The organism is Snodgrassella sp. (assembly GCF_024103505.1).
Lineage (GTDB): Bacteria > Pseudomonadota > Gammaproteobacteria > Burkholderiales > Neisseriaceae > Snodgrassella > Snodgrassella communis.
The window spans coordinates 12,539-26,290 of record NZ_JAGGIJ010000008.1 but is presented as its reverse complement, the minus strand read 5'-3'; the positions used below and the strand labels follow the sequence as shown (position 1 = coordinate 26,290).

Annotated in this window: 19 protein-coding genes; 11 read left to right on the top strand and 8 right to left on the bottom strand. The window is 42.7% G+C overall.

All coding sequences use genetic code 11. The features are described from left to right. Positions 1 to 11 precede the first annotated feature (11 nt). Positions 12 to 794, top strand: a complete 783-nt coding sequence (gene aat, locus J6578_RS08550; protein WP_287954387.1) for a leucyl/phenylalanyl-tRNA--protein transferase — start codon at positions 12 to 14, stop codon at positions 792 to 794. 15 nt (positions 795 to 809) lie between these two features. Continuing rightward, positions 810 to 1,628 carry a 2,3,4,5-tetrahydropyridine-2,6-dicarboxylate N-succinyltransferase gene (gene dapD / locus J6578_RS08545; protein WP_037407966.1) on the top strand — a complete coding sequence of 273 codons (819 nt, stop codon included), beginning with the start codon at positions 810 to 812 and terminating at the stop codon, positions 1,626 to 1,628. Positions 1,629 to 1,738: 110 nt separating this feature from the next. On the opposite strand, the gene J6578_RS08540 is transcribed toward dapD, so the two are convergent. The 3 genes from J6578_RS08540 to J6578_RS08530 all read right to left on the bottom strand — a co-directional run bounded on the left by J6578_RS08540 (position 1,739) and on the right by J6578_RS08530 (position 2,845). After that, positions 1,739 to 2,035 (bottom strand): hypothetical protein, encoded by a 297-nt coding sequence (locus tag J6578_RS08540; RefSeq protein ID WP_239365454.1) that lies wholly within the window; start codon positions 2,033 to 2,035, stop codon positions 1,739 to 1,741. Positions 2,036 to 2,037: 2 nt separating this feature from the next. Then, complete coding sequence (locus J6578_RS08535; RefSeq protein ID WP_100150208.1) at positions 2,038 to 2,445, bottom strand: phage holin family protein; 408 nt, start codon at positions 2,443 to 2,445, stop codon at positions 2,038 to 2,040. 85 nt (positions 2,446 to 2,530) lie between these two features. Further along, on the bottom strand, positions 2,531 to 2,845 hold the full coding sequence (locus J6578_RS08530; protein WP_037407968.1) for an ElaB/YgaM/YqjD family protein: 315 nt from the start codon (positions 2,843 to 2,845) through the stop codon (positions 2,531 to 2,533). Positions 2,846 to 3,068: 223 nt separating this feature from the next. Between J6578_RS08530 and J6578_RS08525 the strand changes: the two genes are divergently transcribed. The 6 genes from J6578_RS08525 (at position 3,069) to J6578_RS08505 (ending at position 7,174) form a co-directional block, all read left to right on the top strand. Next, entirely contained in the window at positions 3,069 to 3,938 is an 870-nt protein-coding gene (locus J6578_RS08525) for a phosphoribosylaminoimidazolesuccinocarboxamide synthase (RefSeq protein WP_287954384.1), read from the top strand. Positions 3,939 to 4,416: 478 nt separating this feature from the next. Then, entirely contained in the window at positions 4,417 to 4,653 is a 237-nt protein-coding gene (locus J6578_RS10335; protein WP_353846666.1) for a nitroreductase family protein, read from the top strand. Next, positions 4,565 to 5,056, top strand: coding sequence for a nitroreductase family protein (locus J6578_RS08520; RefSeq protein WP_239365456.1), 492 nt, complete (start codon positions 4,565 to 4,567; stop codon positions 5,054 to 5,056). The genes J6578_RS10335 and J6578_RS08520 overlap by 89 nt, the downstream gene beginning before the upstream one ends. Before the next feature lie 275 nt (positions 5,057 to 5,331). After that, entirely contained in the window at positions 5,332 to 6,129 is a 798-nt protein-coding gene (locus tag J6578_RS08515) for a polyamine aminopropyltransferase (RefSeq protein WP_239428280.1), read from the top strand. A gap of 68 nt (positions 6,130 to 6,197) precedes the next feature. Further along, the gene (locus tag J6578_RS08510) at positions 6,198 to 6,533 is read left to right on the top strand and encodes a (2Fe-2S) ferredoxin domain-containing protein (protein ID WP_037407971.1); all 336 of its coding nucleotides are present in this window, start codon (positions 6,198 to 6,200) and stop codon (positions 6,531 to 6,533) included. 5 nt (positions 6,534 to 6,538) lie between these two features. Next, positions 6,539 to 7,174: an alpha/beta hydrolase gene (locus tag J6578_RS08505; RefSeq protein ID WP_287952772.1), complete on the top strand. Its 636-nt coding sequence runs from the start codon at positions 6,539 to 6,541 to the stop codon at positions 7,172 to 7,174. A 292-nt stretch (positions 7,175 to 7,466) separates the two neighbouring features. On the opposite strand, the gene J6578_RS08500 is transcribed toward J6578_RS08505, so the two are convergent. After that, positions 7,467 to 8,033, bottom strand: a complete 567-nt coding sequence (locus J6578_RS08500) for a TetR/AcrR family transcriptional regulator (RefSeq protein ID WP_287954381.1) — start codon at positions 8,031 to 8,033, stop codon at positions 7,467 to 7,469. Between the two features lie 110 nt (positions 8,034 to 8,143). Here J6578_RS08500 and J6578_RS08495 point away from each other — a divergent pair, with 110 nt between their 5' ends. The 3 genes from J6578_RS08495 (at position 8,144) to J6578_RS08485 (ending at position 10,252) form a co-directional block, all read left to right on the top strand. Continuing rightward, positions 8,144 to 8,629: an HPP family protein gene (locus J6578_RS08495; protein WP_287954379.1), complete on the top strand. Its 486-nt coding sequence runs from the start codon at positions 8,144 to 8,146 to the stop codon at positions 8,627 to 8,629. 902 nt (positions 8,630 to 9,531) lie between these two features. Further along, positions 9,532 to 9,948, top strand: coding sequence for a phospholipase D-like domain-containing protein (locus J6578_RS08490; RefSeq protein ID WP_287954377.1), 417 nt, complete (start codon positions 9,532 to 9,534; stop codon positions 9,946 to 9,948). Then, entirely contained in the window at positions 9,914 to 10,252 is a 339-nt protein-coding gene (locus tag J6578_RS08485; protein WP_287954375.1) for a hypothetical protein, read from the top strand. Before J6578_RS08490 ends, J6578_RS08485 begins: the two co-directional genes overlap by 35 nt. A gap of 458 nt (positions 10,253 to 10,710) precedes the next feature. On the opposite strand, the gene purM is transcribed toward J6578_RS08485, so the two are convergent. The 4 genes from purM to rimM all read right to left on the bottom strand — a co-directional run bounded on the left by purM (position 10,711) and on the right by rimM (position 13,747). Next, positions 10,711 to 11,745: a phosphoribosylformylglycinamidine cyclo-ligase gene (gene purM, locus J6578_RS08480; protein WP_100150215.1), complete on the bottom strand. Its 1,035-nt coding sequence runs from the start codon at positions 11,743 to 11,745 to the stop codon at positions 10,711 to 10,713. A gap of 364 nt (positions 11,746 to 12,109) precedes the next feature. Further along, a complete protein-coding gene (gene rplS / locus J6578_RS08475; RefSeq protein WP_025331156.1) occupies positions 12,110 to 12,475 on the bottom strand; it encodes a 50S ribosomal protein L19 in 366 nt (121 codons plus the stop codon). Between the two features lie 13 nt (positions 12,476 to 12,488). Continuing rightward, positions 12,489 to 13,235: a tRNA (guanosine(37)-N1)-methyltransferase TrmD gene (trmD, locus tag J6578_RS08470; protein WP_093092050.1), complete on the bottom strand. Its 747-nt coding sequence runs from the start codon at positions 13,233 to 13,235 to the stop codon at positions 12,489 to 12,491. Then, a complete protein-coding gene (gene rimM, locus J6578_RS08465; protein WP_239428293.1) occupies positions 13,235 to 13,747 on the bottom strand; it encodes a ribosome maturation factor RimM in 513 nt (170 codons plus the stop codon). The genes trmD and rimM overlap by 1 nt, the downstream gene beginning before the upstream one ends. Positions 13,748 to 13,752: the final 5 nt, after the last annotated feature.

The window sequence follows — 13,752 nt, the reverse complement described above, 5'->3', positions numbered from 1 at the left end:
GAAATATAGGCATGAGCGAGCCTGAATACCCGTCATGTATTCCGGTGCTAGACAGTGAAAGTCTGGATTTCCCTGATATTGTAGCTGCACAACGTCAGCGTGACGGGCTGGTAGCCATTGGTGGCGATTTAAATCCGGCACGAATACTGGCTGCGTACCGGCAAGGTATTTTTCCATGGTATGCGCCTGATGAACCAATCATGTGGTGGGCATTTGCACAGCGGATGGTGCTATTTCCAACCGAATTGAAAATCAGCCGTTCACTGGCGAAAAATCTGCGCAATAAACCCTACGCGGTAACGATGAATTTTGCTTTCAGGCAGGTGATTGCCAATTGTGCGCAAACGCCACGTAATGGCCAGAACGGCACTTGGCTGGTGCCGCAAATGCAGCAGGCGTATTACGCACTGCACCAACAGCATCATGCATGTTCGTTTGAATGCTGGTATCAGAATGCAGACGGGCAGGTCTTTCTGGCCGGTGGTTTGTATGGCGTGCTGCTCGGGCAGATATTTTATGGAGAATCCATGTTTGCCCATGCTAGCGATGCTTCTAAAATTGCTTTTGTACATGCAGTACGTTATTTGCAGCAGCAAGGTGTGCCGCTGATTGACTGTCAGGTGTATACCAGTCATTTGGCCAGTTTTGGTGCACGGGAAATTCCATTTACTGATTTTATTGCCTGTCTGCGTCAGTTTAATGCACAGCCACTACCACAGCCGGTTAAACCACAGATACTGGCCGACAATGGTGTCGTCCCCTTATCCGGCAACAACTTTGACCTGATTCAATGATTATAGGAATACTTTATGTCTTTACAACAAGTAATTGAAACTGCTTTTGAAAATCGTGCCGAAATTACCCCGGCTTCTGTTACTGCGGAAGTAAAAGAAGCAGTAGCAGAAACTTTGCAACAACTGGATAGTGGTCGCCTGCGCGTGGCTGAAAAACAGGGCAATCAATGGCAGGTAAATGAATGGGCGAAAAAAGCAGTGTTACTGTCATTCCGTATCAGTGACAATGTGGTTGCCGATGATGCTGTAAACCGCTATTTTGACAAAGTGCCCACCAAATTTGCTGGCTGGGGCGCGGCAGATTTTCAACAAGCCGGTTTTCGTGCTGTGCCGGGTGCGGTAGTACGTGCCGGCAGCCATATCGGTAAGAACGTGGTGCTGATGCCTTCATTTGTAAACATTGGTGCGTTTGTTGATGAAGGCACCATGGTAGATACATGGGCAACTGTAGGTTCCTGTGCTCAGATTGGCAAACATGTTCACCTCAGTGGCGGCGTGGGAATTGGTGGCGTACTGGAACCTTTGCAAGCTTCCCCCACCATTATTGAAGACAACTGTTTTATCGGTGCCCGTTCTGAAATCGTTGAAGGGGTAGTTGTCGAAGAGGGCAGTGTGATTTCTATGGGTGTTTTTATTAGCCAGTCCACTAAAATCTATGATCGCGAAAGCGGTGAAATTACTTATGGTCGCGTGCCTGCCGGTTCTGTGGTCGTGTCTGGCAGCCTGCCGGCCAAAGACGGCAGCCATAGCCTGTACTGTGCTGTGATTGTGAAAAAAGTGGATGCCAAAACCCGCGCCAAAACCAGCGTGAATGAATTATTGCGTGGTGTTTAATTTTCAATCTGTTTACAGTAAACAAAAGCCTGTTACTGGTCGTAACAGGCTTTTGTTTTCGAATGCGACAGATTACATATCTGCCACCATTCATCATATTTTTTATCAACTTAAAACCGATTGCGTATAGACTGATTGATTTTATTGGCCATCAGCGTGGCCGCAGTCAACAACGCACCTACCAGTATTTTATTACGCCAGCGTTTTGGTTTACTGGCCAGCTTCAGTGCCAAACCACCGGCCGGAATTTTGTCCACGATATTCAATGAACGCTGCCACAGGTTTGACTTGGTAGGATTGTGACCATTTTTAAGTTGTTCAGCTAGTAATTTTAATCGTGCACCTTGTGCCTGTAGGTCTAGCAGTTCGCGTTGCTGGGCTATATTCAGCTTACTGAATTTACTCATATTCAATGTTCTCCATTACCTTTGGTATCACTGGTATGTTTGAGATAATTGATGTCTTCATTCATGGCGGCCAGTGTTTCAGTCATAAACTGACTTTGTTTGCGTAGTAACTTAATAATCGCAATAGACATAAGCAGGATTAACAGCAGAAACAATATGGCGATGCCAAAAAACACCCATATTTTGGCCTGTGGTGTGAGCAGGGTATTCAGACCGAACAACAGACTGATAAAACCCAGAAAAAACATTAATCCGGCCAGCATGATAAGCACCAGCAAAGTAATAATACTTTGTAGCTGGGCAATGGCATCCAGACGCAGCATACGTACACGAATCCATAATAACTCACTACCGTATGTCAGCCAGATTTTCAGCTTGCGTAAATCGCGGCCAAGATTACCTAAACTCATGCAATGGTATCCGTTAAAGAGTGAATCATATTCAGGCAAGCGGTATAGTTACCAGATTGCCTGAATGCAGCCTGTATAGGCAGGTTTAGCGCTTACAGCGTCCGAGCATAATGCCGGCAATCAAACCAGCCGCAGCAGCAATACCCATGGCGTAATAGGGTTGTTCACGTACCAGCTCATCTGTGCGTTCGGCTGTAGCACGGGCTTTATCGGCCAGCGTGCTTTCCAGATCGCTCAGTTTGGATTTGGTATTACCTAATTTCTTGCGCAGCTGATCTTTCAGCTCCTTGGCCTGATCTGAACCATTATCACTGGCGTTTTCATATAAATCTTCAACTTCATCCAGCACTGAACGTACTTCTTTCATTAAATCTTTTTTTTGGGAATCAAAATCAGCCATAACAATTCTCCTAATAAGTGGCGTGAAAATATCGACAACATCAAAGTCAGCAGCTAACTTAACCTCAGTCGTGCAGCAAACAGACTGCCAGTTTAGGTGCAATATCGGTTAAAATAATTATTGGCTGCTAACATCTGTTACACAAAGACTACCTTAGCACAAGGATATGTTTTTGCACAGATATTGAACTATTAGCAATTAACCGTTTTGATGGGAATGGATAATGAGTGAGCTGGCACTAAAGAAAATATATTCGGGTAAAGTACGCGATCTGTATGCAATTGACGAGCAGCGCATGCTGATGGTAGCCACTGATCGCTTATCAGCTTTTGATGTAATTTTACCTGAACCTATAACAGGAAAAGGTGAAATTCTTACCCAGATATCCAACTTCTGGTTTAAAAAACTGCAACATATCATGCCTAACCATTTTACTGGCGAAACAGTATACGATGTGCTTCCAAGCCAGCAGGCAGATAAAATTGCCAAACGCGCGGTAGTAGTGAAGAAATTGACACCACTGAAAATCGAAGCCATCGTCCGCGGTTATCTCTCTGGCAGTGGCTGGCGTGATTATCAGTCTACAGGTGCTGTCTGTGGGATTCAGTTACCGGCCGGTCTGCGTGAAGCCGAGCAGTTGCCGGAAGTGATTTTTACCCCGTCCAGCAAAGCTGCCGTGGGTGACCATGATGAAAACATCAGTCTGGCACAATGCACCGCACTGCTGGGAGAAGAACTCACCAGACAGGTAAGCGCCAAAGCCATTGAGCTGTATACCGAAGCGTCTACTTATGCCCGCAGTAAAGGCATCATTATTGCTGATACCAAATTCGAATTCGGCTTGGATGAGAATGGTACTTTAACCTTAATGGATGAAGTGCTTACTCCGGATTCCAGTCGTTTCTGGTCAGTAGATAACTATCAGGTTGGTATCAATCCACCTTCATTTGACAAACAGTTTATCCGAGACTGGCTGGTGGCATCCGGCTGGAACAAACAACCGCCAGCACCGCAAGTACCGGCCGATATTATTGCCAGAACACTGGCTAAATATCAGGAGGCACTACATTTACTTGCAGGCGTGTCATCTTAGTCAGGACAGCAGGCAGATTGTTCAGTTACAACTGCTCTAAACTTTAATACCTATCTGAAATTAAACTTTTAGAAGCCATTGGTGCGAGTAAGCATCAATAAAGGCAAAGATTATTAACTAATCTATCAATTCTGAATTTATGATTTCATTATTGATCTTCTTCTAAGAAATGACACCTTAACCAGACTGGCATTATCAATATACCGGGCATACTTTATTATTAATCCTGAATTGATAGCACAAATTATGCTTTAGCAATAAGTATCTGTTTGAAACCATACCAGTGCTAACCGGCTTCGCGCCGGTATTCTTTTATCTGCATTCAGGCAGATTGAATCCATTGACATTTACTAAATACAGACCATTTCTTAAAGAAAAAGTAATGAATATATCTGTAACAGAAGAATTATTGTTATAACGGCGCACTGTACAAAATTTCAAAGACCAGCCATTCACAACCGAGCAATATACACGCCTGATGGAAGTTGCGCGCAACGCAGCTACATCACATTTCTTACCGCAATGTTCTATCATCCGTGTTACAGATTTACAATTACGTGAACAGATTCGCGGCATCTGTCATCAGCAATATATAGGAACGAAAAGTAATTTGCAGGTTTTTGTGGTTGATTTATATCGTAACCATCGTATCTGCAACCAGCTTGGCTTGGCATCAGCACCGATATTTTTATTCAGGGCGTGCAAGAAGCGATAATTGCCACACAAAGCGTAGTAATTGCTGCCGAAAGCATGGAATTGGTTGTGTATACCTGAGCAGTATTCAAAACGATATCCGTCCGCTTATCCAGATACTAAAACTGCCCAAACTGACTTTTCCTCTGGTGGCCATGCAGATAGGCATTCCTGCTCAGATGCCTGAACGTAAACTCCGCCTGCCACTGGTAACGTGTTCATTTGAATATCATTATCAGAATCTATTTGCTGTGGCCGATTTTGCTGAATACGATAAGTTTGTGCAAACTTATTACGGCGTACGCGACAGCAACCAGCATATTGATTCATTTACCACCCAAATAGCCAGTAATTTATCAAATACACATTACAAACGTGGCAATATATTAGACATCATTCACAAGCAGGATTTTTGTGCTCTTTAAATAAAACATAAATCCTGCCATACATATATAATATGCCTCAACAGGCCTCACTATTCGTACTGTTAAATTTAAGCTGCTCAGAACAGTGAGACTGTTTTTGCCAGTGGCTCCCTGCATGACAGCACTGGCTTATTTACCTCCAATATTAGCTTGAGTAGCAGGTTACTGATATTCTGCTGACTAAAGCTAATGAGGATAAACAGACGTAGCTGGGCGCATATTCGATTACCAGACAGGCACCAGCAACACCATATTATCTGATGATGGAAACCACCATGCCACAACATCCTTATCGCCGTTTACGACCTGCCCGCCATGAATTACCGGAAGTGGGCATATCCGAATCAGGTAATATCCGTTCCTTGCATCTGGGTACCCCTACCATCCAAAGCTCAATGAATGTAGATAATCCGGCCGAGCTGGTTCTATCATACAGCCGTGCCATGATGGCTTGGCTGCTGTTTGCCGATGATATGCCACAACATATTACCCAGATCGGGTTGGGCGGTGGTTCATTTGCGCGCTGGATTGATGCCTATCTGCCTGATACCCGCCAAACTGCTGTTGATATCAATCCGCAGGTCATCAGCATTGCGCGCAGCATGTTTGAATTGCCGTTTGAAGGTGAAAAATTCGAAATTATCGAAGACGACGGTGCCGAATACATCAAAGTATTACGCGGCAATACCGACATCATTCTGGTAGATGGCTTTGATGGTGAGCAGATTATAGACAGTCTGGTAGCTGAACCATTTTTTGCTGATTGCCGTCAGGCACTCAGTGAACAAGGCATTTTTGTCACCAACTGGTGGCAGGGTGACAAACGTTTTCAAACCTTTGTACGCCGCCTGCGCGAAGTATTTGACAACCAAGTGCTGATGGTGCCAGCAGAAACTCATGGCAATATTGCCGTACTGGCCTTTCAGCAGCAGCCAACACTGCGCGACTGGGATAAGCTGAAAAAACGTGCCGGGCAACGCGCCAGCCAGTTTAATCTGGACTTACCCGCCATGCTGGCTGCCATAAAAGCTCAGCAGGTACACAGCAATCGTCCACTGTCATTTAATGATTAAATAACCTCACGCTGGCGCGGCAACTCGCCCTGTCAGCGTAAACAGGCAGAAAGAATAAAGGAAAACCCGTGAGTTATTATGCCAAACATCTGTTTGTCTGCACCAATCGCCGTGATAACCCTTGCCGCCAGAGCTGTGGTGACAATAACGTTGGTGCCGATGCAGTCGATTACCTCAAAGGCCATGCCAAAGCAATGGGACTGATGGGCGTAGGTAAACTGCGCATCAGCAGTGCCGGCTGCCTCGGACGCTGTGATGAAGGGCCAGTTATGGTACTGTATCCGCAAGGGCGCTGGTATACCTATGTAGACGAAAGTGATTTACAGGAAATTCTTGATGAAGAACTGGCTAATGACCGTGTCGTTACCCGTTTATTAATGGATAAACCCGAAAGTAGTGAGTAAACCCGATGCTAAAGCAACAACCCAACATCTGGATTAACGGGCCGGCAGGACGGCTGGAAACCATATATTTACCGGCACAGGGCACCGCCCGTGGTGTGGCCGTGATTAATCATCCTAACCCATTACAGGGCGGACTGAATACCAACAAAGTCGTACAGACTGCTGCCAAAGCGCTGACCACTCTGGGCTTTCACTGTTATCTGCCCAATCTGCGCGGTGTGGGCAACAGCGACGGCGAGCATGATTATGGTCGCGGTGAAGTAGCAGACTGCCTTGCTGTAGTTGATTTTGCCCGTTCCCAGCATCCAGAAGTGAACAAACTGGTGTTGTCCGGCTTTTCCTTTGGCGGCTATGTTGCCTTATTCAGCGCCTTAACTGCCCGTCCGGATGCCTTACTGCTGATGGGGCCGGCAATTGGCATGTATCCTGTTGATGCGCCCAATGCCTACAATCCAGCCACTACCTTGCTGATTCATGGTGAAAAAGACGAAGTTGTACCATTGCAAAACAGCATGAACTGGGCAGAGGCGCAGGATTTACCTGTACTGGTTGTGCCCGGCTCCGGCCATTTTTTTCATGGCAAACTGATTTTGCTGCGCCAGTGGATTGAGCGGCTGTTTCCAGCGTTACTGGCTAAATAATAAAAAATATTCCTACCCTGAATGCTTAATTAAAATATAAGTAATTAAATATCAATGTATTTATTTTACAAGAGTTGTTCAGGGTGAATCAGAATTTACCTGCTCAGAATCTTATATTGGCAAGCATACCTATGAAACAATATAGCCAACAGCTAAAAATAGGCTCGCCAATATAAAACTAGAAAAGCGTACTATCAGTTGATTTCAAAATGTGCAGAACACACCCATTGCTGATTTAAAATCACATCTGCACAAAATTGACGATTAGACAGATAAACGGCTATTCAGGATTTTATGCATTAGCGTTACCAATAGCGTCAACTATATCATATATATATATCTTTTCTCGTTCAAAATCATGTTCCTTAACACCAAAAACCGATGTGTGGGCGATCATACCTTCAAGTATTAACATAATCAGGCAAGCCGCCTGCTCAGATGCTGCGGTTGCACCCAGCCATTGAGCAATAGAAGCCTGCATCCATTGTTTGTGTTCTCTAACAATAGAGCATATTTCTTCACTCCTATTGCCATATTCAGCCTGAGCACGCACAAACATGCAACCGCGATAGTCGTCATCATTAAACCACCTGATATGCCATGAAATAAGCGCATTAATTTTATCTTTTTTCTCCGAAAATACCGCAATCACATCTGTAAGTGACTTTTTAAAAAAAGCATTCCTCCTAAGTAATACTTTACTCACCAGCCCATTTTTGTCACCGAAATATTTATATAAGGTTCGTTTTGATACTCCTGCATGTTCTGCAACTAGTTCCAGACTAACAGCGCAGTAACCAAATTCATTAAATAGTGATTCAGCAGCAGTAAGTATCTTATCAATAATTTCAGATTTCATTATTTTTACTTTTTAGCATATTTTTTAATTTTATCACAATAATACTATTTTGGTTAATTATAAATATTATTTGAACAATAATGTTTACTTATTTATTACAGGAGGAATTCATGTTAGCAAAAATTAAAGGGGGAGAGGCCATGCAGCCCAGACCTAATGCAGTAGCGATATTGAGAGGTTTTACTGGTGGTACTTTGGGAATTTTCGTGTTACTCCTGATAACTTACTGGAGCGGTACTTTAGCAATCATGGCTCCATTTGGTGCAACATGTGTATTATTATTTGCCGTACCTAAAGCACCATTAGCCCAGCCAAGAAGTGTTATCGGCGGGCATTTTATCTCCGCTTTAGTAGGGATTTTGTTCATCAATTTATTTGGTAATGGAGTACTATCCATAGCATTAGCGGTTGGCATAGCCATTGCTTTAATGCAATTTTTACGTGTAGTCCATGCCCCAGCGGGTGCTAATCCCATTCTTATCATGATGTCAGGAATCACTGATTATTCATTCTTGATAACACCCGTACTAATAGGTTCAGTTCTGTTGGTTCTTGTCGCATTAATAGTCAATAATATCGGAGCTGGAACCCATTGACCTTGTTATTGGTTGGGTTATCGTTCAGGTATGGATAACAAACATATAAATTAAAAGGGCATTAGCCTGCCTGTATGATTTGGCCAAATGGTTAATAATTCTCAGTACTTAAATACTTCATCAGGTACTAACTAATATCACGCCAATGCAATAGGCAACCCCGAAACAGACTGCTTAATTTTCTGGATAAATTTTGTACTAGATATAAGGTATTTAGATTAAAATTTTATCATTGTACTTTATTCAGTTAATAAAAAAAGGCATAACCATGATTATGCCTTTTTTAATTTGTACCTTACAAATAAGCTTGGAAGCGATGAGACTTCCATCTTGCAAACAGGTTCTATACCCGCACAATAAGAAATACCGCTTTTTTCTAGAGCAGGGCAAACAGTCTGTGACTTGTGTACTGCTAACCATGAAAGTAGCTGCGGCTATAATTAATAGCCATTTTTCTTCACTTTCCCTGTTATTTTAATTGATAATTAAAGTTATTATCGATAAAATAGAATACAGAGATCCTTGTTAATATTATGTTTTTATACAAATATAGCTTATTGATACATTATCTTTTGTGTAGTAAGCTTTTTATTTTGTCTAAATACAGCACTTGTTGGATAAAGCCTATAACAATACTGGCTAAATAATAATAAGAATAAGTGATTTGGCTTAAGATTAATCAACAAAAAAGTTGTTGTAAATAATTATGTACTCTAGTTAGCATATTAAGCATCTGAATATTAAATTAGAAGATAAATATGAAAATTTTGAGAGAAGATTGTCTGCGTGAAATTTTACTACAAAGTTATAATAAAAAAATTACTATTGTTTGTGCTTTTATAAGTGGAATTGAATCTGATATAAAATAATTACTTGCCCAACATAATCAGGTTAAACTTATTATGGGTACGATCAATGCCTTTTCTTCTATTGATTTGATAGATTTTTGCATTGAAGAGGCTGAGGAGAATAATAATTTTAAATTTTATATTGATTTCAGATATGACGATAGCGTTCATTGGAAGCTTTATATGATAAAGCCAGATATTACTGTTATAGGGAGCGTCAATTTTACTCAAAAAGGGCTGAAATTTATTCAAGATATGTGCCTTTACATAAAGAATAAAGAGTTGTATTTAGACTATTTAAAAGAAAGTGCTGAAGTGAAAGCTTTAGATAAAGTATTCGATTGTAAGAATGAAAATTTTAATAATGAACTAAAAAATATAGAAAAAACATTCAAAATCCAGAATTTGGTTAAATTCAAATTGTATAGATTCAAGTTTGGAAGATTATTTAAAAAAAGAAATTCCATCTGAATTGACAATTTTAATTTGGGATAGTTATATGGATGAGGAGGCGATGAAATATATTGAAGCGAAAGTTGGAAAAGAAAATTCTTGTGAGCAACTGAATTTTGATAAGCATGAATGTTTTAAGATTAAGCGTAAGTATGAAAAAGACTATAGAGAAAATGAGATTATTTTATGTATGAATGAAGGAATAAAATCAAGTTTTTGTTGCCAGAAAATTGTCGTCGATAAATCAAAAGGTAATTTTTATCTTATTGATTTTTTAAAAAAATATATCTGGAGAAGCATTCGAATTAACCAAAGAAATTAAAAGTAGAATTAAGGGAAAAGCTCTAAAATGGCGCAAAGATAGCACAGATAAAGTTAAATTAAGCTTTGAAGATTTAAATGAATTATTACAGAATCAATGATTTAAATTTTTAGTGTCATGTGTTTGGGTTATCTATTATGATGGTTGTAAAAAATTATTTATTCTTTAATATTGTATCGTTGTTTGCACAGGAATGATTAGTTTGTTTAGGCACCATTCTGATTTATCTGAATCATTTAATAATCCTTGAAGTCTTAATAAAGAAGTAAGATTTTATATAACTTGTCTATGGAAAAGCTTCCTAAGGAGAGTAGTTTTGCTTGCGACAGACGAAAGTGCTTTTCACTACAAAGTTAATTAGTTATCAGTATTACCTGACCAGATTAATCTGATAAAAGCCCAGAAATTTGCGGAAGCTGATACTGGGCTTTTGTTTTATATTCTGTAGATGTAATTTTTTATGCTATTTGCGTCTGATGTTCATCACCCTGACGTGTACGAATGGTGCCAATCTGGTAAACAGTTTCGCCCTGCTGCTGTAGAAAGTGCTGTACTGCAACAGCGTCTGCGGCATCTACAATCACTACCATGCCGATACCGCAGTTAAAGGTACGATACATTTCCTGTATATCTACTTGTCCGGCCTGTTGCAGCCACTGGAAAAGTTTTGGCAGTGGCCAAGACTGTGCGTCTATTGCGGCAACGGTGTTGTCTGGCAGGATACGGGGAACGTTTTCGCTGATGCCCCCACCGGTAATGTGTGCCATACCCTTGATGGTAAACTGTTTTAATGCAGCCAGAACGGGCTTAACGTATAAACGGGTAGGGGCGATGATAGCCTGTCGCAGGGTTTTGCCATTTTCGAATTCTGCGTCCAGTTCTGGTTGGGCACGCTCAATAATTTTGCGCACTAATGAATAGCCGTTGGAATGAATACCATTAGAGGCCAATCCCAGTACAATATCACCGGCTACAATACTGCGTCCGTTGATGACCTGTTCTTTTTCAACTACGCCTACGGCAAAGCCGGCCAGATCATATTCGCCATCTGGGTACATGCCGGGCATTTCGGCGGTTTCACCGCCAATCAGGGCGCATCCTGATTGTTCACAACCGGCAGCAATGCCTTTAATCACTGTTGCTGCACATTCAACATCCAGTTTGCCACAGGCAAAGTAGTCCAGAAAAAACAGTGGTTCCGCTCCCTGTACCAGAATGTCATTGACGCTCATGGCCACCAGATCGATGCCGACGGTATCGTGCTGATCCCATTCAAAAGCCAGTTTTAGTTTGGTGCCTACGCCATCAGTACCGGATACCAGTACTGGCTGGCGGTATTTCTGGCTGATTTCGACCAGTGCGCCAAAGCCGCCCAGATCGCCTAATACTTCGGGGCGCATGGTGCGTTTAGCAAATGGCTTAATCTTTTCGACCAGCGAATCGCCAGCGTTAATATCAACACCGGCATCACGATAACTCAGGGACTGGCTCATTAGTGTGCTTCCTTTGGACAAGAACAAAGCTGATTGAGATGAAGTAGACAAAAACTGGGTAATTTTAACATTTTTCAGCTTTTTACGGTGCTGAAATTGGTAAGGTTTATTGCGGGTATATTCTGGCTGATATTTTTCGGGCAACTTTAAGCAGGATAAACCTCAGATAAGGAAGGGAGATAAGCTATGGCGAGTATTTGGTTTAAATTTCCAGATATTGATGGTTTGTTATCTGCTTTGATATGCTGGTAGCAGACAGGGATTCTAGGTGGTTTAGTGCAGCAATCAAAGAAAAAAGGCCGAATTAATGAATTCGGCCTCAGGATTAGTCTGCCATAGGCAGCTAATGTATGGTGTATGCTGCTTAGGCTTTGCGAGCCGGCAGTTTTTCACGAATACGGGCAGCTTTACCGGTTAAGCCACGCAGGTAATACAGTTTGGCACGGCGTACATCACCACGGCGTTTAACTTCGATTTTTTCAACGGCTGGAGAGTATAACTGGAATGTACGTTCCACACCTTCACCGCTGGAAATCTTACGTACGATGAAGTTGCTGTTCAGGCCACGGTTGCGACGGGCGATTACAATGCCTTCGTAGGCTTGTAAACGGGTACGGCTACCTTCGGTAACGCGTACAGATACAACCACGGTATCACCAGGCGCAAATGCCGGGATTTCTTTATTCAGACGAGCGATTTCTTCCTGCTCTAATTGTTGAATCAAGTTCATGTTAAGCTTCCTATTATAATGGGATGTCCCGTTCCTCTTGTCTGATATGCTGCAAGAGTCTGGATTCCTCTGGGGTTAATCCACGATCGGCCAGTAAATCCGGACGACGTGTCAGTGTGCGCCTGAGCGCCTGAGTTAATCGCCATTGAGCGATTAAAGCATGATTACCGCTACGTAAAACGTCGGGAACTGTCTGTTGACGAAATTCTACCGGACGGGTGTAATGCGGGCAATCAAGTAAACCATTGGCAAATGAGTCTTCTACTGCTGAGCGTGCATCACCAAGTGTGCCGGGTAGCAGGCGGATTACTGCGTCCATTAACATCATGGCCGGTAATTCTCCACCGGAAACCACAAAGTCGCCAATACTGATTTCGGTTACTTCGTTGCTGGTGAGAATACGTTCATCAATACCCTCGTAACGACCACACAGTACAATCAGCGCCGGTTCTCTGGCCAGACTGGCTGCCTGCATATGATTCAGCGGTTTGCCCTGAGGGCTCATGTAAATCAGTCGTCCCTGCGGGCTGCTTTGTCTGGCTGCATCTATGGCTGCCTGTAAGGGCGGAGCCATCATAATCATTCCGGGGCCACCGCCAAACGGACGGTCATCAATATAGCCCTGTGGATTATCAGCAAACTGCCGCGGGTTAATTGCTGCAAACTGCCAGATGCCCTGTTGTAAGGCACGTCCGGTTACGCCACTGTCGGTAAGGGCAGTAAACATTTCCGGAAACAGGGTGATGGCCTGAATGTGCATCAGTAGTCGCTGCCCCAGTCGACACAAATCTGCTGTTGTGGCAGGCTTACTTCGTCAATGTACTGGGCGACAAAGGGAATCAGTTTGCGGCCAAAGGCACCATCTACTACTAGCACGTCATGCGCACCGGTCTGCATTAATGAGCTGACAATACCCAGATTTTCCTGTGTACGGTTAATGACACTCAGGCCAATCAGGTCTGTCCAGTAATACTCATCATCATCAGTTTCGGCAAAGCTGGCACGGTCTATTTCGATAGTAAAGCCACGCAGTAATGCTGCGCTGTCACGATCGTTTATTCCATCAAACCTCACCTGTAATTCATCACCGCTGATTTTACTTTCGGCAATGTTTACAGTTTTGATCTGTCCATCTTTACTCAGCTGCCATTGTGGATAGTCGAGCAGGCTGTCGGTATATTCGGTATCGGAATGGACTTTCACCCAGCCCTTTACGCCAAATACGCCCTTAATGTAGCCCATTGCTACCCATTGTGGCTGTGTACTATTCATCTGCT

What these genes read in the sequence shown, in the direction of transcription:
- J6578_RS08495 (WP_287954379.1), top strand. Translation starts at nt 8,144, where the DNA reads ATGTTAGCAAAAATTAAAGGGGGAGAGGCCATGCAGCCCAGACCTAAT.
- J6578_RS08525 (WP_287954384.1), top strand. Translation starts at nt 3,069, where the DNA reads ATGAGTGAGCTGGCACTAAAGAAAATATATTCGGGTAAAGTACGCGAT.
- J6578_RS08535 (WP_100150208.1), bottom strand. Translation starts at nt 2,445, where the DNA reads ATGAGTTTAGGTAATCTTGGCCGCGATTTACGCAAGCTGAAAATCTGG.
- J6578_RS08540 (WP_239365454.1), bottom strand. Translation starts at nt 2,035, where the DNA reads ATGAGTAAATTCAGTAAGCTGAATATAGCCCAGCAACGCGAACTGCTA.
- J6578_RS08505 (WP_287952772.1), top strand. Translation starts at nt 6,539, where the DNA reads ATGCTAAAGCAACAACCCAACATCTGGATTAACGGGCCGGCAGGACGG.
- aat (WP_287954387.1), top strand. Translation starts at nt 12, where the DNA reads ATGAGCGAGCCTGAATACCCGTCATGTATTCCGGTGCTAGACAGTGAA.
- J6578_RS08515 (WP_239428280.1), top strand. Translation starts at nt 5,332, where the DNA reads ATGCCACAACATCCTTATCGCCGTTTACGACCTGCCCGCCATGAATTA.
- J6578_RS08530 (WP_037407968.1), bottom strand. Translation starts at nt 2,845, where the DNA reads ATGGCTGATTTTGATTCCCAAAAAAAAGATTTAATGAAAGAAGTACGT.
- rimM (WP_239428293.1), bottom strand. Translation starts at nt 13,747, where the DNA reads ATGAATAGTACACAGCCACAATGGGTAGCAATGGGCTACATTAAGGGC.
- J6578_RS08500 (WP_287954381.1), bottom strand. Translation starts at nt 8,033, where the DNA reads ATGAAATCTGAAATTATTGATAAGATACTTACTGCTGCTGAATCACTA.
- J6578_RS10335 (WP_353846666.1), top strand. Translation starts at nt 4,417, where the DNA reads ATGGAAGTTGCGCGCAACGCAGCTACATCACATTTCTTACCGCAATGT.
- trmD (WP_093092050.1), bottom strand. Translation starts at nt 13,235, where the DNA reads ATGCACATTCAGGCCATCACCCTGTTTCCGGAAATGTTTACTGCCCTT.
- rplS (WP_025331156.1), bottom strand. Translation starts at nt 12,475, where the DNA reads ATGAACTTGATTCAACAATTAGAGCAGGAAGAAATCGCTCGTCTGAAT.
- purM (WP_100150215.1), bottom strand. Translation starts at nt 11,745, where the DNA reads ATGAGCCAGTCCCTGAGTTATCGTGATGCCGGTGTTGATATTAACGCT.
- dapD (WP_037407966.1), top strand. Translation starts at nt 810, where the DNA reads ATGTCTTTACAACAAGTAATTGAAACTGCTTTTGAAAATCGTGCCGAA.
- J6578_RS08490 (WP_287954377.1), top strand. Translation starts at nt 9,532, where the DNA reads ATGGGTACGATCAATGCCTTTTCTTCTATTGATTTGATAGATTTTTGC.